General features: G+C 43.1%; 27 protein-coding genes. 13 read left to right on the top strand and 14 right to left on the bottom strand.

Annotated elements, in window-relative coordinates; all coding sequences use genetic code 11:
- Positions 1-358: 358 nt before the first annotated feature.
- Both trxB and aat read left to right on the top strand, forming a co-directional pair.
- Entirely contained in the window at positions 359-1,300 is a 942-nt protein-coding gene (gene trxB / locus LU276_RS01155) for a thioredoxin-disulfide reductase (RefSeq protein WP_284674541.1), read from the top strand.
- Positions 1,301-1,442: 142 nt separating this feature from the next.
- Entirely contained in the window at positions 1,443-2,195 is a 753-nt protein-coding gene (gene aat / locus LU276_RS01150) for a leucyl/phenylalanyl-tRNA--protein transferase (protein WP_284673880.1), read from the top strand.
- A 63-nt stretch (positions 2,196-2,258) separates the two neighbouring features.
- Here aat and LU276_RS01145 read toward each other — a convergent pair whose 3' ends face one another.
- Complete coding sequence (locus LU276_RS01145) at positions 2,259-3,494, bottom strand: BaiN/RdsA family NAD(P)/FAD-dependent oxidoreductase (protein WP_284673879.1); 1,236 nt, start codon at positions 3,492-3,494, stop codon at positions 2,259-2,261.
- Complete coding sequence (locus LU276_RS01140) at positions 3,487-3,660, bottom strand: oxidoreductase-like domain-containing protein (RefSeq protein ID WP_284673878.1); 174 nt, start codon at positions 3,658-3,660, stop codon at positions 3,487-3,489. The genes LU276_RS01145 and LU276_RS01140 overlap by 8 nt, the downstream gene beginning before the upstream one ends.
- Positions 3,661-3,809: 149 nt before the next feature.
- Here LU276_RS01140 and LU276_RS01135 point away from each other — a divergent pair, with 149 nt between their 5' ends.
- The 4 genes from LU276_RS01135 to LU276_RS01120 all read left to right on the top strand — a co-directional run bounded on the left by LU276_RS01135 (position 3,810) and on the right by LU276_RS01120 (position 6,949).
- Complete coding sequence (locus LU276_RS01135) at positions 3,810-4,136, top strand: BolA family protein (RefSeq protein ID WP_284673877.1); 327 nt, start codon at positions 3,810-3,812, stop codon at positions 4,134-4,136.
- 129 nt (positions 4,137-4,265) lie between these two features.
- On the top strand, positions 4,266-4,661 hold the full coding sequence (locus LU276_RS01130) for a hypothetical protein (RefSeq protein ID WP_284673876.1): 396 nt from the start codon (positions 4,266-4,268) through the stop codon (positions 4,659-4,661).
- 89 nt (positions 4,662-4,750) lie between these two features.
- A complete protein-coding gene (locus LU276_RS01125) occupies positions 4,751-6,460 on the top strand; it encodes a SulP family inorganic anion transporter (RefSeq protein WP_284673875.1) in 1,710 nt (569 codons plus the stop codon).
- Between the two features lie 159 nt (positions 6,461-6,619).
- The gene (locus LU276_RS01120) at positions 6,620-6,949 is read left to right on the top strand and encodes a protein tyrosine phosphatase family protein (RefSeq protein ID WP_284673874.1); all 330 of its coding nucleotides are present in this window, start codon (positions 6,620-6,622) and stop codon (positions 6,947-6,949) included.
- A 99-nt stretch (positions 6,950-7,048) separates the two neighbouring features.
- On the opposite strand, the gene LU276_RS01115 is transcribed toward LU276_RS01120, so the two are convergent.
- Positions 7,049-7,801, bottom strand: coding sequence for an RluA family pseudouridine synthase (locus LU276_RS01115; RefSeq protein WP_284673873.1), 753 nt, complete (start codon positions 7,799-7,801; stop codon positions 7,049-7,051).
- A gap of 30 nt (positions 7,802-7,831) precedes the next feature.
- Complete coding sequence (locus tag LU276_RS01110; protein WP_284673872.1) at positions 7,832-7,996, bottom strand: hypothetical protein; 165 nt, start codon at positions 7,994-7,996, stop codon at positions 7,832-7,834.
- A 45-nt stretch (positions 7,997-8,041) separates the two neighbouring features.
- On the opposite strand from LU276_RS01110, the gene trxA reads away from it, so the two are divergent.
- The 3 genes from trxA to LU276_RS01095 all read left to right on the top strand — a co-directional run bounded on the left by trxA (position 8,042) and on the right by LU276_RS01095 (position 10,518).
- Entirely contained in the window at positions 8,042-8,362 is a 321-nt protein-coding gene (gene trxA, locus LU276_RS01105; protein WP_284673871.1) for a thioredoxin, read from the top strand.
- A gap of 191 nt (positions 8,363-8,553) precedes the next feature.
- Complete coding sequence (gene rho, locus LU276_RS01100; protein ID WP_284673870.1) at positions 8,554-9,828, top strand: transcription termination factor Rho; 1,275 nt, start codon at positions 8,554-8,556, stop codon at positions 9,826-9,828.
- Positions 9,829-10,197: 369 nt separating this feature from the next.
- On the top strand, positions 10,198-10,518 hold the full coding sequence (locus LU276_RS01095; RefSeq protein ID WP_284673869.1) for a hypothetical protein: 321 nt from the start codon (positions 10,198-10,200) through the stop codon (positions 10,516-10,518).
- A 375-nt stretch (positions 10,519-10,893) separates the two neighbouring features.
- Here the strand turns inward: LU276_RS01095 and LU276_RS01090 are convergent, their stop codons facing one another.
- From LU276_RS01090 to LU276_RS01080, 3 genes are all read right to left on the bottom strand, one after another.
- Positions 10,894-11,832 carry an SLAC1 family transporter gene (locus LU276_RS01090; RefSeq protein ID WP_284673868.1) on the bottom strand — a complete coding sequence of 313 codons (939 nt, stop codon included), beginning with the start codon at positions 11,830-11,832 and terminating at the stop codon, positions 10,894-10,896.
- Between the two features lie 75 nt (positions 11,833-11,907).
- Positions 11,908-12,771, bottom strand: coding sequence for a cysteine hydrolase family protein (locus LU276_RS01085; RefSeq protein ID WP_284673867.1), 864 nt, complete (start codon positions 12,769-12,771; stop codon positions 11,908-11,910).
- A 69-nt stretch (positions 12,772-12,840) separates the two neighbouring features.
- Positions 12,841-13,179, bottom strand: coding sequence for a carboxymuconolactone decarboxylase family protein (locus tag LU276_RS01080; protein ID WP_284673866.1), 339 nt, complete (start codon positions 13,177-13,179; stop codon positions 12,841-12,843).
- A gap of 149 nt (positions 13,180-13,328) precedes the next feature.
- Between LU276_RS01080 and LU276_RS01075 the strand changes: the two genes are divergently transcribed.
- The 4 genes from LU276_RS01075 (at position 13,329) to LU276_RS01060 (ending at position 17,412) form a co-directional block, all read left to right on the top strand.
- Positions 13,329-14,210: an AraC family transcriptional regulator gene (locus LU276_RS01075; protein WP_284673865.1), complete on the top strand. Its 882-nt coding sequence runs from the start codon at positions 13,329-13,331 to the stop codon at positions 14,208-14,210.
- 473 nt (positions 14,211-14,683) lie between these two features.
- A complete protein-coding gene (locus LU276_RS01070) occupies positions 14,684-15,682 on the top strand; it encodes a class 1 fructose-bisphosphatase (protein WP_284673864.1) in 999 nt (332 codons plus the stop codon).
- Positions 15,683-15,753: 71 nt separating this feature from the next.
- Positions 15,754-16,545, top strand: a complete 792-nt coding sequence (locus LU276_RS01065) for a TrmH family RNA methyltransferase (RefSeq protein WP_284673863.1) — start codon at positions 15,754-15,756, stop codon at positions 16,543-16,545.
- A 6-nt stretch (positions 16,546-16,551) separates the two neighbouring features.
- On the top strand, positions 16,552-17,412 hold the full coding sequence (locus LU276_RS01060; protein ID WP_284673862.1) for a metallophosphoesterase: 861 nt from the start codon (positions 16,552-16,554) through the stop codon (positions 17,410-17,412).
- A 115-nt stretch (positions 17,413-17,527) separates the two neighbouring features.
- Here the strand turns inward: LU276_RS01060 and LU276_RS01055 are convergent, their stop codons facing one another.
- The 7 genes from LU276_RS01055 to LU276_RS01025 form a co-directional block, all read right to left on the bottom strand.
- Entirely contained in the window at positions 17,528-18,460 is a 933-nt protein-coding gene (locus LU276_RS01055; RefSeq protein WP_284673861.1) for an FAD-binding protein, read from the bottom strand.
- 45 nt (positions 18,461-18,505) lie between these two features.
- On the bottom strand, positions 18,506-19,255 hold the full coding sequence (locus LU276_RS01050) for an electron transfer flavoprotein subunit beta/FixA family protein (RefSeq protein ID WP_284673860.1): 750 nt from the start codon (positions 19,253-19,255) through the stop codon (positions 18,506-18,508).
- A 379-nt stretch (positions 19,256-19,634) separates the two neighbouring features.
- The gene (locus tag LU276_RS01045; RefSeq protein WP_284673859.1) at positions 19,635-19,847 is read right to left on the bottom strand and encodes a cold-shock protein; all 213 of its coding nucleotides are present in this window, start codon (positions 19,845-19,847) and stop codon (positions 19,635-19,637) included.
- A 319-nt stretch (positions 19,848-20,166) separates the two neighbouring features.
- A complete protein-coding gene (locus LU276_RS01040; RefSeq protein ID WP_284673858.1) occupies positions 20,167-20,586 on the bottom strand; it encodes a hypothetical protein in 420 nt (139 codons plus the stop codon).
- A gap of 156 nt (positions 20,587-20,742) precedes the next feature.
- The gene (gene ilvC, locus LU276_RS01035) at positions 20,743-21,765 is read right to left on the bottom strand and encodes a ketol-acid reductoisomerase (RefSeq protein WP_284673857.1); all 1,023 of its coding nucleotides are present in this window, start codon (positions 21,763-21,765) and stop codon (positions 20,743-20,745) included.
- Between the two features lie 206 nt (positions 21,766-21,971).
- Positions 21,972-22,484 carry an acetolactate synthase small subunit gene (gene ilvN, locus LU276_RS01030; protein ID WP_284673856.1) on the bottom strand — a complete coding sequence of 171 codons (513 nt, stop codon included), beginning with the start codon at positions 22,482-22,484 and terminating at the stop codon, positions 21,972-21,974.
- Complete coding sequence (locus tag LU276_RS01025; protein ID WP_284673855.1) at positions 22,484-24,262, bottom strand: acetolactate synthase 3 large subunit; 1,779 nt, start codon at positions 24,260-24,262, stop codon at positions 22,484-22,486. The genes ilvN and LU276_RS01025 overlap by 1 nt, the downstream gene beginning before the upstream one ends.
- Positions 24,263-24,354 lie beyond the last annotated feature (92 nt).

The following is a 24,354-nucleotide window of genomic DNA, read 5'->3' as shown; positions in this document are numbered from 1 at the left end:
CACACTAAACAGCAGACGCTGTACCAAAGGCAACCTACCTAAGAGTTGATTGATGGACTCATTTTGTAACAGCTGATTTATTTTCATGGCAAAAAATGATGATAGATGAATAAACCAGATATTATATAGGATAACTGCTTGATATCGCAAAATATTTCACACCATTTTACAAAAGCACTCACAACACCCCCAACAACGCAGGTTCTAATGTATCATTTGCTCATTTTTGCCAATAAATCAGCAAATTTCATGATTCCATCTTGTTTTTTTGTCCCACCTCCCCTATACTTTGGCAAACTGCTTTAAAACGCTTTTTAAGGTTTATTGGATTTATTCAGATATTGGCTCATTTGGAATTATCATGGCACACCATCAACTCATCATCCTAGGCTCAGGTCCTGCTGGCTATTCAGCAGCCGTCTATGCCGCTCGTGCAAATCTCAATCCCGTCATCATTACTGGCTTGACTGTCGGCGGGCAACTGACCACCACCACCGAGATTGATAATTGGCCAGGTGGTCGCCATGGTCTGACCGGTACAGCACTGGTCGAAGAAATGAAAGAACATGCCGAACGCTTTGGCACACAGCTCATCTACGACCACATTTCTAGCGTGGATTTAACCAATCGTCCCTTCACTTTAAATGGTGACAGTGGCAGTTATACTTGTGATGCACTCATCATCGCTACAGGGGCAACTGCTCAGTATCTAGGATTAGAAAGCGAAGCCAAATTCATGGGGCAAGGGGTATCAGCCTGTGCTACTTGTGATGGATTTTTTTATAAAAATCAAAAAGTGGTCGTCATTGGCGGTGGCAACACTGCTGTTGAAGAAGCATTGTATCTATCTAACATTGCAAGCCATGTAACACTCGTGCATCGCCGTGATAGCCTGCGTGCCGAAAAAATCATGCAAGACCAACTGTTTGAGAAAGTCAAAAACGGCAACATCTCTATTGAGTGGAACAGCTCCGTCAAAGAAGTCGTAGGCGACGAGATGGGTGTAACAGGCGTTATCATTGAAAACACTGATGGCACTACCAAGCAACTAGACGCAATGGGCATGTTCGTTGCCATCGGACATAAGCCAAATACTACCATCTTTGATGGTCAACTCACCATGAAAGATGGCTATATCGTGGTAAACAGTGGACTAAATGGTAATGCCACTGCCACCAGCGTATCAGGGGTGTTTGCTGCAGGTGATGTTGCTGACCACATCTACCGCCAAGCCATCACATCGGCAGGTACAGGCTGTATGGCAGCCCTTGATGCCGAAAAATACCTAGATGGCTTGTGATTACCGACATCTTAATCACTAACAAATAACCAAAAAAGGCGTGTTTTTAACTCGCCTTTTTAGTGATTCTAAGCACACCAATTTTGTGTTATTATTTTAAAGTCTTAATATCGCCAGTCAAACCAACCCAACAATGACCTCCATGCACCTCCCAAGCCTTACTGACTTACACGCCATTGCTGATCGCTCTGCCTTTGATTTTAATAGCGTGGTAGATATGGCTGATGAAAATGGTTTTGTGGGTGCAGGGGCAGACTTATCCACCGCCACCCTGCTCAATGCCTACCGCACAGGGGTATTTCCTTGGTATTCAGATGGCGACCCTATTTGTTGGTGGTGTCCGCCCACTCGCTGTGTGCTATACCCAGATGAATTCTACCCAACAAAATCACTCATTCGCACCGCCAAAAAGAATGCTTGGCAAATCAGCACCAACCTTGCTTTTAGGCAAGTTATGCGTGCCTGTGCAGCTCCAAGAAGCTATACTAACGACACTTGGATAAACGATGAGATGCTAGATGCCTATGCACGCTTACATGAACTTGGTGTGGCAATCAGCGTAGAGATTTGGGAAGGTGTACCAAAAGACAGTGAGCTGATTGGCGGACTGTATGGCTTGCAGTTTGGGGCAATATTCTGTGGCGAGAGTATGTTTCATACTCGCACCGATGCCTCCAAGATTGCTTTTTGGGCAATGACGATATTGGCAAAACAAGCAGATGTTAAACTGATTGATTGCCAACTTGAAAACCCCCATCTAATCAGCCTTGGGGCATATTTGATTCAAAAATCTGATTTTCTTGATAGGCTTACCACCTTAAACCACACCGACACACCCCATATGACAGGAAGTATGGCGGTCAACGACTTAGTAACACTCATAACAACGCAATAAAAAAACGCACTTCTTAGGCAATAAAATCTGCAGTGGTTATTTACTTTTTGGTCTTAGTAACCATCACCAATCCACTCCTATCGCCTCACTACACACATAAGCACTCGCCCAAGCCCATGCGAAGTTAAAACCACCCAAATGCCCTGTTACATCAAGTACTTCACCAATAAAATACAGCCTATTGCATAATTTGCTCTCCATTGTCTTGCCCTTAACCTCATCAGTACTCACACCACCACGAGTAACCTCCGCCACACGATAGCCTTCTGTGCCTGAAGGCTTAATCTGCCATGCGTTGATGCGTTTAGCAATATCAATTAAGTCCTTATCTTTAATATTAGCCAGCTCAATATCGCAAAATTTCTCCCAAAAGATGGCTTGTAGTACCATTAACAGCTTTTTTGGAAAATGTAGTGCAAGCACGGTACGAATGTGCTGTTTTGGACACATCTTTTTGGCGGTAATCAGCAACTCCGATACATCACAAGATGGCAACAAATCAATGCCAATCATCTCGCCCAACTGCCAATAATTTGATAACTGTAGCATGGCAGGCCCTGACAACCCACGATGAGTAAAGAGCATGGGTAACTGAAAGCTCGCCTTATCATTAAAAGCAGTAACCTCAAGGCTAAGTCCTGCTAGCGTCTTCATCAACTCACCCAACTGGTCAGTAAAGGTAAATGGCACAAGTGAAGCCTGAGTAGGCATAATCGTATGTCCAAACTGCGTGGCAACTTGATAACCAAAGCCACTTGCCCCTAGAGTTGGAATCGACAACCCTCCTGTGGCAATCACCAACGAACGGCAACCAATCTCATAAGATTTACCAGCTTTTGTCGATACGCTCAGATGAAAGTCATCACAATCAGTGTCTTTTTTAATGTTTTGTATTGCTGTGTTTAAGCGAATCTCCACGCCTGCCGTGCTACATTCATTAAGCAGTAGATTTAAAATATCTTTAGACGAATTATCACAAAACAGCTCGCCTCGTGCCTTTTCGTGGTAGGTGATGCCATGTTTTTCCACCAATTTAATAAAATCATCACTCGTATAACGACTAAGGGCAGATTTGACAAAGTGGCGATTTTGACCGATAAATTCATTAGCAGACACATGACGATTGATGAAGTTGCATCGCCCACCGCCCGACATGAGAATCTTTTTACCTGCTTTATTGGCATGGTCTAGTACCAGCACTCGCTTACCATAAAGTGCAGTCTGAAATGCACAAAACAATCCTGATGCCCCTGCTCCGATGACGACAACATCTATATATTCATCAGCCAACTTAGTCATGGCGATTGTCATTTGTGGTGCGTGTTAGCATATCGTATTTGGCATCGTACTCCAACTTTTCACGACGATAAATCTCAAACACACACATCTCCTCACAACCACTGTTGCAACATTCATCATCTTCTGGTGGCTCTGGCGGTGGCGGAATATCAATCATATCTGTCATGGGATTACCTTTAAAAATCATGAGAAGTTTTGTGCTTTTTTGTAGCTGGTACTTGTATTTTGATTGGCTTTTATTATAATTGAATTGACATAAAAACGCACCTACTGTCTTTTATCCACCGTCTTTTGTTGCGATCAGTAAGAGTTATAATGAACACACCCACCCAAGATGCCATCATCCAAGCCATGCAAACCCTACTACCCACCCATCTGTCGCTTGAGAACGAAAGCCACAAACACGCAGGTTATTTTGAGGGCAAAGAAAGCCATTTTAAGCTAGTGGTAGTCAGTCAAGGTTTTATTGACAAACGCTTGGTGGCAAGACATCAGATGGTGTATTTGGCAGTTCAACCACTTTTGATGGCAAATGGCGGTAGCATTCACGCACTCGCCATTCACGCCTATACACCAGATGAATGGGCAGCATTAGGTCGAGCCCCCAATAGCCCCAACTGTGCAGGACAACATCTACATTAACTTGAATGGATATTAACCTGTAAATAACCAACCATCTAAACCAAATAGATGTCACTACCGCCAACTCAGCAAATAACACTTATCGCCTTTTGAGTAATCAAAACCAACCACAAATATAAAATACCAACCATGAGAAAAATAAGCATTACTCTAACAATACTCGCCGTAACTTTGACAGGCTGTGCCACCACCAACATTGTACCCCAATATATCAGCCCAAATAACTACACTACCCATGATTGTCATTACCTACAAAGTGAAGTGGCTCGTGTTAGCATACTTGCTGAAAAAACCCAAAATCAGCAGATTTCATTATCATCAACAGGAATCGGTATCGGTATTACTGGCGGTCATAGTGGTATTTATCCAACCATCAGTTTTGGCGTAGGCTCTGGTTCATCAGCTCGCACTGCACGCACCAATACTCTTGCTCGGCTTTATGGTGAACATGATGCAATGCTCATCGCTGCTCGTCAAAAAAATTGTGCTTTTGCCCAAAACATCAAAATCTATGGCGAAAAATAACACAAAAACCATATAAAACAATAAAATTTTGACAAGTGCATAAAAATCCCCCAAAATAAGTCGCATTTTTTACGGCTTATTTTTTTGTCATGTTTATCATTCCTGCTTGGTTTAATACTCTAAAACAACGCCCACAACTCATCAACAATGACTTAATTGCAGGCTTAATGATGGCGGTACTTGTCATTCCCCAAAGTCTTGGTTATGCTACTTTAGCGGGCTTACCGCCCATCATAGGGTTATACGCTTCCATCGTCCCCACTTTGGTCTATGCCTATATCGGCTCAAGCAATGTCAGTGCGGTCGGACCGGTGGCAGTAACCGCCATCATGACCGCCAGTGCCTTATCAGGCTACACCCCAAATACAACCGAATATCTGGCATTATCCATCACTTTGGCGATGATGGTTGGTATGATTTTATGCTTTGCCAGTTTGTTTAGAATTGGTTGGATCATGCAATTTGTCAGTCGTGGTGTATCAAGTGGCTTTGTCAGTGCGGCGGCAGTCTTGATTGTCATTAGCCAAATAAAAAACATCACAGGATTGCCCATCATCGGTGGTAGCCTTATTGACATCATTGGCAACCTACAAGGAAGTGATTTTCACTTCAAATCAAGCACCGTATTACTTGGCATTGGCACGCTCATCATCTTGCTAGCAAACCGCTATGTTAGCATACTATGGGCATGGCTACCCAAGTCCAAAGCAGATTTCGCCAAACGAATGACGGTCTTTGTCATCACCATACTGTCCATCATCTTGGCAAATCAGTTCAACTGGCAAGCCTTAGATTTACGACTGCTTGAGCCGCTGCCCACAGGATTACCAAAGCTGAGTGTTCCCATCTTATCTTTTAGCGTCTTGATTGACCTTTTGCCGTCAGCACTGCTCATCGCATTGGTGGCTTTCATCTCAAGTTCAGCAGTTGCTAGCAACTACGCCCGCATTCATGAACAACCCTTTGATAACAATAAAGAGCTACTAGGGCTTGGCTTTGCCAATATTGCCAGCAGTCTATCGGGTGGCTTTACAGTGGCAGGCGGTATCTCTCGAACCAGCTTAAATATAGGACTGGGGGCAAAAACACCTTTTGCATCAGTGGTGTGTGCGATTGGCATTTTGATGATTTTGGTATTTGTTGGGCAATACCTTACAGGCTTGCCTTATGCGGTTCTCTCTGCCATCATCGTAAGCTCCGTCATCTCCATGGTGGATATCAGCACCCTAAAATCCGCCCTAAAACACGGCAAGGCAGACGCTATTTGCTTTGTGTTGTGTTTTTTTACAGCGATTATCTTTGGGTTGAACATTGGGCTGATTGCCGGTCTTTTGATGAGCTTTATTTTGATGATTTATCGCTCGCATCGTGTGAATATCGCCATCATTGGGCAAATTGGCGATAGTGGTCATTTTCGAGACATTGCTCGGCACAAGGCCACTACTTTTGATGATTTACTGATGGTACGCATTGATGAAAGCCTATATTTTGGCAACGCCATTACCATTCACGATACCCTGCGTAAGCTCTACTACGCACACCCAGACTGCCGTAATGTCATCATTATCATGACTGCGGTTAATCACATTGATTTAACCGCACAAGAGATGCTGTTGTCTTTTAATCAAGAAATCAAAAATCAAGGCAAACGCCTGCATTTTGCTGAAGTTAAAGGTCCTGTCATGGACATTCTAAAAGACAGCGACTTATTAAACAATCTGTCTGGCAAGATATTTTTAAGCACCAAACTTGCCTTTGATACTCTAAAATACAAGGGCGATGACTGGGGTGGTATGTAATATTGGTCGGCGAGCTTTTATTCCTAATTGATAAAATTTTTGCTAATTTTTATTTTTTTGGAATAACCTTATGCGAAATTAACATTGAATCATGGTAAAAACTTCGCTAAGATAGGCACATCTTTTGATAGCTTGACAACCATTTATACGGATAATAACATGAACACCAACACCATCACCCTATATAAACAAATCTATCCTTGCCAATGCCAAGCTATTGCCAATCTTGGCTTTAAAAGCATCATCAATCTTCGTTTTGATGACGAATGTAGCAATCAACCGACAGCAGACGAACTGGAAAAAAGTGCCAACAGCACAGGGTTGGCGTACCGTCATTTACCGATTGATGGAGAAAGTTTGTCTTTTGATATGGTAACGCAGTTTGCCAAGATACTAGGTGAGCTACCTAGCCCTGTGATGGTCTTTTGTGGCACAGGTAGCCGTGCCAAAAGACTATATCAAAGTGCAATAGTCAGCGGTCTATTATAAAACTTGTTCGCCCAGATACTACAGCCCATATACAAATAAAAAGTTCATATACAAATAAAACTCGCATGAATGTGGGTTTTATTTGTATCAGTCGCACCATTAAAATGGCACTTCACTTTGCCAGTTCATCCACGCCCCGTTCACTGGGTGTTTTAGGCGAAGCTTGTGGGCGTGCAGGTTTAGGCGTGGAGCAAGCTCTAAGGCCACGCTCTCAGCATAGATAGGGTCGCCTATCATCACATGACCAATATGCACCATGTGTACTCGTAGCTGATGACTACGCCCTGTGATGGGTTTTAGGGCAACTCGTGTAACAGGATACACATCGCCCTTGTTGTCAGTACGCAGTTCATGATGCAGTACTTGATAATGCGTCAGAGCATTTTTTGACCATGTGGTATCAACAATATGGCGTGGCTTAGTGCTTGGTTCATAACGCACAGGCACATCAATTACGCCTTGTTTATCATCCATTAGCACCGTACCAAACACCACCGCTTGATATTCTTTGGTGGGAATGCGGTCTATAAATTGCTTTGAGATATGGCTTTGGGCTTGCTCATGTTTGGCAAAAATGATAAGCCCTGAGGTATCCATATCCAGCCGATGAATCAGCTTGATGTTTGGATAGACCCTAAGTAGCCGTGATTGTAGGCTAACTTTCAGCACTCGCCCATCAACGCTCAGCAGTCCCGCTGGCTTATTACCCACCCAAATATCTTCATCTTCATAAACGGTGATGGATTGAATAAAATCTTGAAAAAATCCGTCATTAAAACTCGTCTCTTGGGCATTCATGGCAATGATTTTATCATCGCTTAGGCGGTCATGCTTCTTAGTAATTTGATTCATCGGTACATTATTAGGATTGGTTTGGTGAAGTTAATGTTGATTATTGACAAATTTAATGGCAAAAACACTGCCTTTTTGGTAGATTTTTGTTATTATAGCACATTCAATGACTGCGATACTTGGCATTATCCAAGTATCGTATGCACCCAAAAGCATTGCAAATTTCGCAACCACCAAACTTGAAAAATTTGCCATACACACCATTTACTACTTACATTCACCCAAAAAAAGGGCTTAATTATGTCTATCATTAACACCACTGACGCCAACTTTAACCAAGATGTTTTAGAATCTAAAAATCCTGTGCTTGTAGATTTTTGGGCACCTTGGTGCGGTCCATGCAAAGCCATCGCTCCAACCCTAGAAGACTTAGCGACAGACTATGAAGGTCGTGTCAGCATCGTTAAAGTCAATGTTGATGACAACCCAGAAACTGCTGCACGCTATGGCATTCGTAGTATTCCTACCCTATTTGTCTTTAAAAATGGCGAAAAAGTAGATACCATCGTTGGCAGTCGTCCAAAATCAGAACTTGCCGATTTGCTTGATAAGCATCTATAAACTTCCAAAGAAAAAAGAAAGGCTTGCTTTTTGCAGGTCTTTTTTTATTCGCCCCTTGATTTTATGACAAAAAACTCGTATTATTATGCACCAGTCGCACACATCTAGCGACATTCTCTATACTTTTCATATTTTTTGGTCGCCATACTATTTGACCATCTCTTTTATGACAAATCCCCAAAGACCTACCCATGAACCTAACCGAACTTAAAAGAAAGTCCGTTGCCGAGCTATTATCCATTGCCGAGCAAATGGGGCTTGAGAACATGGCACGCAGCCGTAAACAAGACATCATTTTTGCCATCTTAAAAACCCACGCCCGCAATGGCGAGCCCATCTATGGAGATGGCGTGCTAGAGATTTTGCCTGACGGTTTTGGTTTTTTGCGGTCATCAGAGGGTTCATATCTGGCAGGTCCTGACGACATCTATGTCAGCCCAAGTCAGATTCGCCGTTTTAACTTACAAACAGGCGACTCCATCGCAGGGCAAATCCGCCCACCCAAAGAACAAGAACGCTATTTTGCTCTTTTAAAGGTGAGTGAGATTAACTTTGATACGCCAGACCGCAGTCGCCACAAGCTAATCTTTGAGAACTTAACCCCCCTTTTCCCCACCAAACAGCTAACGCTAGAACAAGGCAATGGTACAACAGAAGACCTAACAGGTCGCTTGATTGACTTAATTGCCCCCATCGGCAAAGGTCAGCGTTCCATCATCGTCGCTCCGCCTAAAGCAGGTAAGACAGTACTACTACAAAATGTCGCCCAAGCCATCGCCAAAAACCATCCAGAGTGCTATCTAATCGTATTGCTTATTGATGAACGCCCTGAAGAGGTTACCGAAATGCAGCGTACCGTGCGTGGCGAGGTGGTCGCCTCTACCTTTGACGAACCGCCACAGCGTCATATTCAAGTCGCTGAAATGGTCATCGAAAAAGCAAAACGCTTGGTCGAGCATAAGCAGGATGTCGTTATTCTATTAGATAGCATTACCCGTTTGGCTCGTGCTTATAATACTGTCATTCCTTCAAGTGGTAAAGTCCTAACAGGTGGTGTGGATGCCAACGCCCTAGAACGCCCTAAGCGTTTTTTTGGTGCGGCACGCAACATTGAAGAAGGTGGCAGTTTAACCATCATCTCAACCGCCCTAATTGACACAGGCTCAAAGATGGACAGCGTCATCTTTGAAGAGTTTAAAGGCACAGGTAACCAAGAAATCACCCTTGAGCGAGACCTTGCTGAACGCCGTATATTCCCTGCCATCAACATCAAAAAGTCATCCACTCGCCGTGAGGAAAGACTGCTTGATGAAGAGACGCTCAGACGAGTTTGGGTGCTTAGAAAACTGCTACAACCAATGGATGATTCGCAAGCCGTTGAGTTTTTGATTGATCGCCTAAAAGACTCAAAGACCAACGATGAATTTTTTAGCAACATGACCAAAAAAGCATCAAACTCATCTTAAAAACACCACAATCTGCCCATCATGTCGTTAGATAAATACAGGATATTTGCGATTGAGTGGGCTTTGTGTTATTATAAACAGCCGTATAGATTCTATTGATGCAAGAAAACAAGCATCTATATGGTATATTTTTAGCTCAATGAGAGACAAACCCTTTAAGGCAATGTTGTAGAAATATTTTGTTACATTTTTACAACAATTCTCAAAGAATATTGTTTTTTATTTTTGCAAAATTACTATATAATTCACTTTACAACAAAGTATGCTAAGATATATGGAACTGAAAGGCAAGTGTATTTGCACTTGCCTAGATTTTTCTAAATATTTCATTCATACGATTGCCAACTCACTTAATCTATGGAGACTACCATGAAAACTAAACTAGCTCTAACTGCTCTTATCGCTTCTCTAGCTCTAACTGCTTGCTCAAAGCCTGCTGAAGAAGCTGCTGACGCTGCCGCTGCTGCACAAGAAGCTGCTGTAGAAGCACAAGAAGCCGCTGCTGAAGCTCCTGCTGACGCTGCTGCACAAGAAGCTGCTGCTACTGCAGAACAAGCTGCTGAAACCGCTGCTACTGCTGCCGCTAATGCACAAGCTGGTGCTGGCGAACAAGCTGAAGCTACTGCTGAAAATGCACAAGAGGCTGCTGACGCTGCAAAAGACGCTGCTGATGCTGCAGAAAAGAAATAATCTCTCTTTTCTCTATAAAAAAGAGCCTAATTTTAGGCTCTTTTTTATATACCAAAAAAACACACCATCAGGTCTATGGCATACTCGCTCTATGGCATACTCGCTCTATGGCATACTCGCAAAGCCACCAACAAACGACATTAGCACAACTTAATAATCCCTATCAAGAACCCACCAACCAATTTACCATCAGTACACGCACGCTTCAAAACCAAAAACCATTAGGATATACTGGTTGAAACTTATCAATGTTAAATCGCCACAACTTTATTAAAAGAAGCTATAAAACACCCCAACGACCATAAAAACACCACAAGCACAAGATTACCAGATTACCAGATTTACCGGTCAAATTTACAGACCTTTTTTTATAAATTACCGATACGCCCTGATGCTAATTCCCATCAGTATTAATATAACCATATTGGCAAATGCAAATAATACCATATCAAGAAAATACAAACTTTGGTGCTGATAAAGCAATACCGAGACATTAGCCATAGATGCCAAACCAAATGAAAAACTCCAAAAACTTGGTCCTACACCTCCTTTAGCAATCCATGGTAATAATCGCAACAAAAACAACAACTGCAAAATACCGTAACCAAACAACATTTTTACAAAAATATCTACCGTGCCCACCACCGATATGTAGGCACTTGCTCCTACAAAAGCAGGGGCCAAAATAATACCAAAAGTAGCACGCAATTCTTTCACAACACTTTGAGTGCGAATATGTTGCAATAGCACAGGCTCAAACATCATCCATGCAAACATACCTGCACCAAAAAATAGCAATGCCAAATCCTTGTAACCCAGTAATGCTAATGCGTTAGCACTAATAAAATTACCTGCAATGGTGGGCAAATAAAAATGTGGCAGTGTGGTATTTTGAGTAAATGTATCGCCACGCCATAAAGAGCCAATCTGCCAAACATTGTAGCTTAGCTGTAGTAGAATTGAAGCAACAATAAACGCTTGACCAATATTAACATATCCCCATAAAACCCAAATTTCACCCACAACCATTGCACCAATTAGTATCAGCACTGGCAATGACAATCGTGCTGAATAATGCAATTCACCCAAAAAATGCTTGGGAGAAGAAACTGCTTTGCAAACATATAAAATGAATAAAAACAGCCAAATGGCAAACGCCCCCAAACCTAATGCAGCGCTAACATAATGACTAACCAAAAATACATTTTCGGCACGATACCACGCAATACTTAACGCCCCTAGACCCATTGGTATGCCAAAAAAAGCGATAGGTGGTAGCAATAACTTATCAAAAAACCCATGATTGGTGTGCATACACTTCTCTTTATTAGCCAATAACCCAAAAACAAAAACGCACAAAAAGATTTGTGCGTTTTTGATAAAAGAATATCATGCACCCATTTTGGCAACAGCTTCTTTGGTTGTCCAAAGGTCGTTGGCAATAATACGATAATTAATTAATGCCGCCAAATAACCATCACCTTCAGGAATGCGTGGTCCTGCGGTAGCATCTTTAACAACAGCGACCTCAAAACCCTGCTCTACAAGTTCACGCAAATGCGATTCAATGCATAAATTTGCTGCCATGCCCGCCAAAATGACTTGGTCAATTTTATGCTTGCGTAATTGCAACACCACATCATTAGTCTCTGGACCAAAAATTTTGTGTGGCGATGCGATGACAGTTTTGCCGTCATAGATATATTTTTTATAGCGCTCAACAAAATCAGCACCAGAACCTTCAAAACCTTCCATGGTATAAGCACCTTTGCGAGCAAACATATTGGTTGTGTGCATAAAATTTTCGCCCGGTGCCATAAACTGCCACTGATGGTCGGTGGGGTAATAGTAGTGTGGCGAAACAAAGACAGGCATATCAACCTTTTTTGCAGCCTGAAACAGAGCTTCAATATTTTCTACGGTGTTGTTTTGTTGGATACTGTCTTTTAAGACTTCCCACATGACACCATTTGGGCTCAAAAAATCATTTTGTGGGTCCACAACCACCAAAGCTACTCGCTTAGGATTGATGGTCATACCAGATCGCTCTAGCCCATACTGCTTTGGTTCAGCATAAGGGTCGGCCACTATTGTCGCAGCTGTTTTGGCGTGAGCATGACCACCAATACCCAATGCACCCATCACACCAGCTGCCATTGCGACTGTACCAAAACCCAACGCATCACGGCGGTTTTGATCAATTTTTGCTCCATCATCTGGTAATTGCGATTGGTTGATGTCTGTATTTTGCATGACTACCTCTAAAATAACTACTTTTTAAATTAAACAATGTTGATAGAAAACAATCAATGACAAGACATCTTATTTGTGGGATTCTATCGCTTCTAAGGCTCGCAGTGAATAAGCATAAGCAGCACCTGCATTCAATGAGATGGCTGTTGCCAATGCCCCTGCAATTTCCGAATCAGTTGCTCCTGCAGCTAGAGCTTTTTGAGCGTGTACACCAATACAGCTTTCACAACGAGTGGTTATGGCAACAGCGATTGCGATGAGCTCACGAGTTTTTTCGTCCAGAGCTTCAGCGGCAGCTGCACTATCTAAAACCTGATAGGCTTCTAGCATTTTTGGGTTGGTTTTACCCAGTTTGCCAAAAGATTGTTTGGTGTGGTTGGTGATGTGTTTCCAGTCAGCAAAAGACATGGGCAGTCTCCTTTATTAAAAATTAGTTTTTGATTGGTCGCAATATTAAAGTATAATTGCGTTGCGATGGTGCTATTATAAAGATATTTATTTGTTGTACTTATCTTTTTGTTTCAAAAAATAGTACAATTAATTCATTAGGAAGGTTTATGTTAGATAGCTTATTAACGCTGGCACAACTTCATGCAGGCGTACATATAGATTGTCGTTTGGGGGGTGAGTGGCAAATAGAACAACAGCCCACAGCAGGGCAAACCATGCTACACATCGTAACCAAAGGCACAGTACAGCTTGTGGTAAAAAACAAAACTTATATCTTAAAAGCTGGTGATATCGCCTTATTTTGTGGAATAAACCACTGCATACAAAATGTCAATACTGGTACGCATCGTTTGGTTGATACCACTTGTGCCATTCAAAGTATGTCAGGGGCGTTTTTGGTCAATCAAATTAGCAATCAGACCGATTGTACAATGCTTTGCTTAAACTTTTATGCAGATAAGCACAGTACCTTATTGGCAAGCCTGCCAGATTTTTTTATTGTAACTTTAAATGAACAAACGCTACATCCGTTAGTAGCATTGATGATTGACGAATCTCAAAATCCCAAGCAAATGGGTAATGCGTTTTTGGTTGATAATTTAGCTCAGTCAATACTCGTATATGTTTTGCGTGCCTTGCCTGCCGAAAAACTAGGCGGTGTATTAAGGGCATATCAGCATCCTAGATTATCAGAATTGATTGCAAAGATTGCTAGCAAACCTGACGATGATTTTAGTATATCTGCAATGTGCGAACAATTGCATTTATCTCGCTCAACACTCGTTAGGCTATTTCAAAAAACATTGGGAGTAGCACCACATACCTTTGTCAAAACCATGCGTCTTGAATATGCCGCAAAGCTTTTGCGTACCAATCAGCAGTCGGTCTTGCAAATTGCCATTGAGACAGGTTTTGGCTCACAGACACATTTTAATCGTGCATTTAAGGCACACTATGGCGTCTCTCCAAGTACTTATCGGCTCACATAGTGTGGCACTTCTCACAGATTACCACTTATAGGTCTTTGGCTAGACTAACATCTAGAACACAGTCCATTTGTCTTTTATCTTTACAACCAACAAGATGTTATTATACATTTAGCAAAAACTTAAAATGATTGCACATCAATAAACCACACCCATGAACCACACCTTACAATCTTAGATGGCACATTAAAGATTAGGTCGCAAAACTAAGACTAAGAACTAGATTGCTTGACTAACAAGGCTTAGTTTTTTAGCTTAGTTTTTATCCTTGCCTAATTGGTATCCGTGTTTGGCTTGACTGACTGGATAAAAACCTTGAAACATTAGCCAAAGCCTGCCAAATCATGTTAAAATAATCACATTCAAACAACCTGATTGTCCAACTAAGACCAACCCTAAACATAACAAATATCCAGTCTTTCATAAGCGAATGCTTGTGAGCATTTATACTGATGTATCTATATAAAGGACACTACATGGCCACCCTTGCCCAATACCTAGAAACCCACACCACTTCAGCGATTGCTAGCACCATGACTACGCTTGCTAAAGCCAGTATCGCCATCAGCCACCTGCTTGATAAAGGGGCATTGGCGGGTATTCATGGCGAAGCAGATGCCATGAATGTGCAGGGCGAAACCCAAAAAAAACTTGATGTCATCTCTAACGATCTACTGCTCGATGCCTTACTTGCCAACCCCAACTGTGCAGGTGTGGCAAGTGAAGAGCTTGACGAGATTAGCCCTGCCAATGCTGGTGGCACACTACTAGTCGCTTTTGATCCGCTAGATGGCTCAAGCAATATTGATATCAACATGACTGTTGGTACGATTTTTTCTATCTTGCCTTATCATAATCAAGGACAACAAGCAGTAGAGACAGACTTTTTACAAGCAGGCAAACACCAAGTCGCCTCTGGCTACTTTATCTATGGCACTTCCACCATGCTAGCAGTAACTTTTGGGTCAGGTGTGGCGATGTTTAGCCTAGACCCTGCCACCCAAAGCTACATACTCATTAACGATGATGTCCAAATCAGCGTACATACCGCCGAATACGCCATCAACGCTTCTAATCGCCGATATTGGCTACCGCCCATTGCACAGTACATTGAAGAGCTAACTCAAGGCGATGCAGGTGTACGCAACAAAGATTATAATATGCGTTGGGTGGCAGCGATGATTGCCGATGTGCATCGCATCTTGATGCGTGGCGGGGTATTTATGTATCCATTTGATACCAAGATTGCCGGCAAAGCTGGCAAACTTCGTCTCATGTACGAAGCCAACCCCATGAGCTTCATCATAGAACAAGCAGGCGGTGCCAGTAGAGATGGTGTACAGCGTATCATGGACATCACGCCTACCAGTATCCATCAGCGTATCCCTGTGGTACTGGGTGCAAAAGAAGAAGTGTCGTATGTCAAGGCACTACACGATCAGGCAGGAATTTTGGCAAATGGTGAGCCTGCATAATTGCAATCAACTTCATACAAATAAAAACCATCAATTTGTCGGTTTTTATTTTTTCAAAAACGGTCATCACAATGAACTTAATCACAAGTAAAGACAACCCCCTAATCAAAACCGCCCACGCCCTACTCACCGACCCAAAAAAACGCAAAAAATTAGCTCAAACGGTCATTGAAGGAGTGCATTTATTAGACGCTTACCTAAAAGCAAATAAAACACCCATCACCACAATCATCAGCGAAAGCGGTTTGGCAAATGCCGAAATCCAAGATTTGATAAGCAGACTCAATAAACAGCCTGTCATCATCAGCGACACTCTATATAAAAACATCCGCACGCTAGGCGAGTGCTTGCCAATCATGGCGGTCATCACGATACCAAATTTGACACTACACCAAAAGATAATCAAAGACTGTTTGATCATCAATGGCATTCAAGACACAGGCAATCTAGGCACACTACTTAGAACAGCCAGTGCCACAGGTTTTGATACTGTAATCTGCACCACAGGCACAGCCCACACCTATAATCCTAAGACGCTTAGGGCCGGTATGGGGGCGAATTTTAGCTTAGATATCTATGACAATGTGAGTATTGATGAGATTTTTGAGTTCGTCAAAGTGCCATTATACGCCACGACCTCGCACGCAGATGGACTGATCTACCATAAAGACTTGACCCAGCCGTTGGCACTAATCATGGGGCATGAAGGTTCTGGCGTGGACAGGCTACTACTAGAGAGTGCCACCCCTCTCACCCTACCCCAATACGGACAAGAAAGCCTAAATGTCGGCGTAGCAGGCAGTGTATGCCTGTATGAGATACTGCGTCAGCGTCAGTTTGCCAAGCCACCCATCTCATCATAAAACATCATGAAATACAGACTAACCCCAAGATTACTGATGAGCTTTGTTATCTTAGCCGTCATCACACTCATCGCCATCGATGATAGACTCATCATCAAAGAATACCACGCTCATCAAGGCACGCCAGATGATCAGAGCATCACCGTCGCCATCATCACCGACTTACATGGTAATTTTTATGGCGATGGGCAGATTGAGTTGATTAAACCACTAAAAGACAGACGCCCTGAGATGATTTTATTGGGTGGCGATATTTATGATGATCAAATGCCACAAACGCACACCGATACTCTGCTTAGTCAGCTCACCGCCATCACACCGAATGTGTACTATGTCAATGGCAATCACGAGCTATATCTGCCAGCTAGCGAGTATGCCAAGATAGAACAAAAAATCCAACGCTACGGCATTAAGATTCTACACGGTGAAAGTGCGGTTGTGCCGATTGATGGCAAAGCCAGTAATTTACGCATTCATGGCGTATCAGACCCTGTTCTGATAGAAAAATTTCATCAAGACTTACGCACGGTTGGACAGTCTGCCAATCCAAGCAACATCAATATCCTACTCGCTCATCGCCCTGAATATATTGATAGCTATCTACAGTACCCCTTTGATTTTATCGTTAGCGGTCATGCACACGGTGGTCAATGGCGCATTCCTTATGTGCTAAATGGCTTATTCGCCCCAAATCAAGGCTTGTTTCCAAAATACGCAGGCGGTGAATATCACTTTGACAACAGCCAATCTTACAGCCAACACAGCCAGTTCATCGTCAGTCGTGGACTTGCCACAAAATCCACACGCTTTATCCCCAGAATCTTTAATCGTCCAGAATTAGTATTTTTGACCATACCTAACGACTAACCAAAAAAATCCCCATCATCCAAGATAGGGATTTTTGTTACTGATTCATGCGTGCCATATTGATGATCTAGCATCTTAATGGCTTAGCATTTTTAGCTTATTGTAACTTCTCGGTTTATAGCTTCTCAGTCAGCTCTGGCAGTGCAGTAAAAATATCAGCTTCCAAGAAATAATCCGCTACTTGAGCAATCGGTGCTTCTGGATCATTATTAATCGCCACGATGACCTTAGAGTCTTTCATGCCTGCCAAGTGCTGAATCGCACCTGAGATACCTGCAGCGATGTATAGATTGGGTGCAACGATTTTGCCTGTTTGACCAACCTGTAGATCGTTTGGTACAAATCCTGCATCTACTGCTGCACGGCTTGCACCCACTGCCGCACCCAATTTATCCGCCAGTGGCTCGATATATTTGGTAAAGTTCTCACCACTTGCTAAGGCACGACCACCAGATACCACGATATCTGCCGAGGTTAACTCTGGTCGGTCGGATTTGGCAAGCTCTTCTTTAATGAATAGCGATTTGCCTGCATCATTGCCAACACCGACATTCTCAATGCTTGCACTACCGCCAGTGGTAGCAGCGGCATCAAAGGCAGTTGTACGCACAGTTAGGACAATCTTCTCTTCTTCACTTCGTACAGTCGCGATGGCATTGCCTGCATAAATTGGGCGTTCAAAGGTTTTGGCATCAATGACCGCCGTGATGTCTGATACCATGCTGACATCTAAAAGGGCTGCCGTGCGTGGCAAAAAGTTTTTGCCTGTTGTGGTTGCAGGGGCGATGATGTGGCTATACATACCTGATAGCTCTACCACCAATGGTGCAATGTTCTCAGCCAGTTGATGAGTAAAAGCAGGGTTGTCCGCCAAAAGCACCTTGCTCACGCCTGCCACTTGAGTGGCGGCATCAGCGACAGCTTGTGCGTTTGCACCTGCCACCAAAACATGCACATCAGCATCAATTTGACCAGCTGCCGTGATAGCTGATAAGGTTGCAGATTTTAGTTCATTATTATCGTGTTCAGCATAGACTAATATACTCATATTTTTATCCTTTTTTGACCGACTTTGTGATAATCATACACCATCTTAGATGACTTTGGCTTCATTTTTAAGTTTATCAATCAGCTCATCAACACTCGCTACCTTCACGCCTGCACTACGCTCAGCAGGAGCTACTACTTTTAGAGTGCTTAATTTTGAACTCATATCCACCCCAAAGTCAGCAGGCGTTTTGATATCCAAAGATTTTTTCTTGGCCGCCATGATGTTTGGCAGTTTTGGGAAACGAGGTTCGTTTAGACGCAGGTCAGTTGTGATGATGGCAGGCAAAGACAGCTCAACCGTCTGCAATCCGCCATCAATCTCACGAGTTACCGTTACTTTATCGCCATTCACCACCACCTCTGAAGCAAAAGTACCTTGGGAAGCATTCATAAGTGCCGACAGCATTTGACCTGTTTGATTGTTGTCATCATCAATGGCTTGTTTGCCCAACAAAATGATGCTTGCACCTTCAGACTCCGCCACACCTTTTAGGATTTTGGCGACTTGTAGCGGATAGGTCTTGGCATCAGTCTCAACCAATATGCCACGATCTGCACCCAGTGCCAATGCCGAGCGAAGCTGTTCTTGAGATTGAGTTGCCCCAATAGACACGGCGATGATTTCTGTTGCAATGCCTTTTTCTTTTAGGCGCACCGCCTCTTCAATGGCGATTTCACAAAATGGGTTAATGCTCATCTTGGCATTGGTCAATTCCACACCTGATTCATCTGCCTTAACTCGTACTTTCACATTGTGGTCAACCACACGCTTTACAGCAACTAATACCTTCATGGTTCACTCCGTTTTTAGTCGTTTAAGAAATGATAACTGCTAAGAATATATCACATTTATTAGCTTTGTGCCATGACAGATTATCTAAAATTTATAATTTTTGGTCAAATTGTTCGTGTGAATGGGCGGTCATGATTCATAAATGACGCACCAAGATTTTTATCTTATTATTTCTTGTCTTATTGTCTCTTACGCCATCATCTCTTAAAGCACCAATCGCCAAGATAGCCCCAAATACATCTTAGCACCTAAAGCCGTCCCATAGCCATCAAGCAATACCAACACATAAAATCTCCATACCAAAAATCACTCGCAAACAATGTCCATAAAAAAACACCCAAAAAATATTTGGGTGTTTTATAAAGATTACTTTATAAGATTAAAGTTTTTTAATCTCTTCAGCTTGTAGACCTTTTTTGCCTTCGCCTAGAATGAAAGCAACTTTTTGACCTTCAGCTAGGGTTTTAAAACCGCTGTCTACAATAGCACTGTAATGAGCGAAAACATCTTGACCGCCATTGTCTTGGGCAATAAAACCAAAACCTTTGGCTTCATTGAACCACTTTACTGTGCCTTGAACTTTGTTTGACATGAGAACTTTCCTATATATGATTGAAAATGGCAAAATTACCGAAAATAAATATTTATGTTGCCAAAACTGCAAAATAAGCCTAAATGTAGAAAGACGCTTACTCAACCAATACAATAAATCAAGCTATCACTAAGTTCAACAAGTTCACAGATGGTTCAAATACGCCCTAAAACCCACTTGTCCGCAAGTTTCAAAGTCGTTTTAACACTCGCCTAAGCGTTTGGTAAAAACAAAGATACATAAATACCACGACCGAAGTCAAGTTTAATTATAGCAGATTCTGCGGGGAAATTGGGGATTATTTTTACCGATTGCATATTTATTTGTAACCAAAGGCGGTGACAATGGGCAGTTTTGGCACCAAAAGCACAAAGATGCACAACGCCAAAAAAACCAATGCAAATGAACGGCTAAAATTAAGATACTTTTCAGGAATAACCAAATCCCTAGGGTCATCAATATTCGTTGCCGAGATGAGTTTGGCGCTATAAAACCAGCCTGCCACACAGTACAGACCATAAACAGCCGCCACGCTCATTTGCAGGTTGTCCAGCTCCAAGAAAAACAACGCCAAGCCAGATGCCACAAACCATGCTGAGCTGATCAGACTGATGATAGCAAACGCACTCACTTCAGGAAGTTTGCCTGCATTTTTTAAGGTCCAGCTTGATTCAATCCACACCAACACCGCCACAACAGCACTTGCCATGACAAACATCTGCTCAAAACTTACCAACACCGCACACCCCTTTACTCATACATTTACACCCAAAAAGCCATTATTTTACATGAATTTTATTAAAATTTAACACAGCACATAGAATTTTTAATCAAAAAAACCAAAACAAAACAGCCGTCTTAAAGGACAGCTGTTTTGTCAATCAATCAAAAAAGATTAATTTTTCTCTTTATCAATGATTTTATTACCGCCAATCCAAGGCATCATCGCACGCAATTTGGCACCTGTTTTTTCAATTTCATGCTCGGCAGTGTTACGGCGGCGAGCGGTCATTGATGGATAGTTTAGTTGACCTTCAGCGATAAACATCTTGGCGTATTCGCCAGATTGGATACGCTTCAACGCATGACGCATGGCTTCACGAGATTGGTCATTGATGACCTCTACACCTGTTACATACTCGCCATATTCTGCATTGTTAGAGATTGAGTAGTTCATGTCAGCAATACCGCCTTCATACATCAAATCCACAATCAGTTTTAGTTCATGCAAGCACTCAAAATACGCCATCTCTGGAGCATATCCTGCTTCCACTAGAGTCTCAAAGCCCATTTTGACAAGCTCAACCGCACCGCCACACAGAACGGCTTGCTCACCGAATAGGTCGGTCTCAGTCTCATCTTTAAAGGTGGTTTCAATGATGCCAGAGCGACCGCCACCCACGCCAGAGGCATAAGACAACGCCACTTGTTTGGCTTGACCTGATACATCACGCCAGATAGCGATCAAATCAGGAATGCCGCCGCCTTTGACGAACTCAGAACGCACGGTATGACCAGGAGCTTTTGGTGCAACCATAATCACATCAAGGTCGGCACGAGGTTCCACTTGGTTATAGTGAATGGCAAAACCATGAGCAAAAGCAAGCGTTGCACCTTGTTTGATATTTGGCTCAATCACTTCTTTATAAAGCTGACGCTGAAATTCATCAGGGGTCAAAATCATCACCACATCAGCACCAGCGACCGCTTCGGCAGTTTCGGCAACTTTTAGACCAGTGTTCTCAGCCTTTTTCCAAGACGCAGAGCCTGCACGCAAACCCACAGTAACATCAACGCCACTGTCTTTTAGGTTTAGGGCGTGGGCATGACCTTGCGAGCCATAACCGATGATGGCAACTTTTTTGCCTTGAATGATAGACAAATCACAATCTTTGTCATAATAGATATTTAAGCTCATACGAGTTTCCTTAAAAATTGCCATAAATGGCGTTGGGTTAATGTTGTATAATAAATTTCGATGATGGTCTAAAAAGCATACCAAGCCATACTTACCATTCACTCAAAGCTTATCTTTAAGCATCAGCCAATGTGTTCGGTACATCTAAAACAACCTGCCGATTGGTCTTGGAGATGATGGCACGACCTTTTAGACAACTTTTGGCATTATAGGCTTAAAGTCCGCTCGCCTCGTGCAATGCCAATCACGCCAGAGCGTACTACTTCTAGGATTTTATCACGCCCAACAACTTCAATAAAGCCGTCCAACTTGCCTGCATCGCCTGTGATAAGAATGGTATAAAGGTTTGCGGACACATCCACGATTTGGGCTCGGAATATATCCACCGTGCGATACACCTCTTCACGGTATGCCCCAGTCGCTCGCACTTTGATGAGCATCAGCTCACGCTCAATCTGATTACCACCAGAGACCTCAGATAGGTTTTGGACTTTGACGACTTCAATGAGTTTGTGCAGTTGTTTGGTAATCTGCTCAATCTTATCAGCGGTGGTAATCGTGGTCAAGGTTAGTCGTGATAGCGTAGGGTCTTCGGTCGCCGCCACATTGAGCGTATCAATGTTATAACCGCGCTGGCTAAATAGCCCAACCACACGAGACAGCGAGCCTGCTTCGTTTTCCATCAACACAGAAATCAGATGTTTTTGTACTTGTGCCATTAGGTACGCTCCCCTTTTGATAACCACATATCACGCATGGATTGTCCTGCCACTTGCATTGGATAGACATGCTCTGCCTTATCCACATAGACATCAATGAACACCAAGCCGTCCATCTCTAAGGCTGCTTTTAGCTCGGCTTCCATCGTTGCAGGATTGGTGATTTTGACGCCTTTATGCCCATAACTTTCGGCAAGTTTGACAAAATCAGGCAACGATTGCATATAGCTTTGGGCATGGCGAGCCTCATAGAGCATATCTTGCCACTGTTTTACCATGCCAAGCTGAGCATTATTTAAATTCAAAATCTTAACAGGCAGATTGTACTGCAAACAGGTGGACAGCTCTTGGATATTCATCTGGATTGAGCCTTCGCCTGTGATACACACCACCGTCTTTTCGGGGCGGGCAAGTTTGGCCGCCATCGCATAAGGCAAGCCCACGCCCATCGTGCCAAGTCCACCAGAGTTTAGCCATTGGCGTGGCTCGTCATATTTATAATAAAGAGCGGTGAACATCTGATGCTGACCAACATCAGATGTAATGATTGCCTTGCCGTCTGTCAGTTTATAAAGCGTCTCAACCACACGCTGCGGCATGATGGCGTGAATGGGTGCGTCTGTGTCAGCACCATAACGCAGTCCATGACGCTTACGCCATTCACCAATCTGCTTCCACCAATCATTCAGAGCGTGCTCATCAAGGCGTCTGTCGCTTGATTTGATGACATTCACCATCTCTGTCAAGACAGGCTTGACATCACCGACAATAGGGATATGAGCGGTAATGGTTTTTGAGATAGAAGTTGGGTCAATGTCAATATGGATAATGGTCGCATTTGGGCAGAATTTTTTGACATTATTGGTAACACGGTCATCAAATCTTGCCCCTACCGCCACAATAACATCAGCATGATGCATGGTCATATTGGCTTCATAGGTGCCGTGCATACCCAACATACCAACGAACTGCTCGCTCGTGGCAGGATATGCCCCAAGCCCCATCAAGGTGCTGGTTACAGGTAGTTTTAATAGATTGGCAAACTCACGAAGCTCATCAGAAGCACCACCTTGAACCACACCACCCCCTGAATACAGTATAGGGCGTTTGGCAGATAGCAGTAAATCCACCGCCTTTTTGATTTGACCGGCATGACCTTTAAGGTTGGGCTGATAAGAACGCAGATTGACCGACTCTGGCATGAAGTAATCAAACTTATCGGCAGGATTGGTCATGTCTTTAGGGATATCAACAACCACAGGTCCGGGCCTACCAGAGCTTGCAAGATAAAAGGCTTTTTTGATGATGGCAGGAATGTCTTTTGGGTCTCTCACCACAAAGCTGTGCTTGACAATAGGGCGAGAAATGCCAACCATATCACACTCTTGGAAAGCATCATCACCAATCAGCGTGCTTGGCACTTGTCCTGCCAAAACAACCATCGGAATACTATCCATAAAGGCAGTGGCAATAGCGGTAACGGTATTGGTTACACCAGGTCCTGATGTGGCAAGCACAACACCAGTACGCCCTGTTACACGACTATAGGCATCAGCCATATGTCCTGCTGCCTGCTCATGGCGAACTAGGATATGCTCAATTCTATCTTGCTTAAACAGGGCATCGTAGATATGCAGTACCGCCCCGCCAGGGTAGCCAAAAATGTGTGTTACGCCTTCATCTACCAAGGCTTGTACAAGTAACTCGCCACCACTCATGGTAACGGTTTCGCCACGAGCAAGTTTGGCTTGATTTTCATGAAATGCACTGTATGTCATGGTGTATCCTTTTTATCCAACATGGGATAAATTTACCAAATAGACATGGCTCGATACAGACCCAAAAGGACAAAAGGCATATAAAGACAGCC

The sequence above is a fragment of the Moraxella haemolytica genome (genome assembly GCF_030177935.1).
Taxonomy (GTDB): domain Bacteria; phylum Pseudomonadota; class Gammaproteobacteria; order Pseudomonadales; family Moraxellaceae; genus Moraxella; species Moraxella haemolytica.
This window is presented reverse-complemented; position numbering and strand designations above follow the sequence as displayed.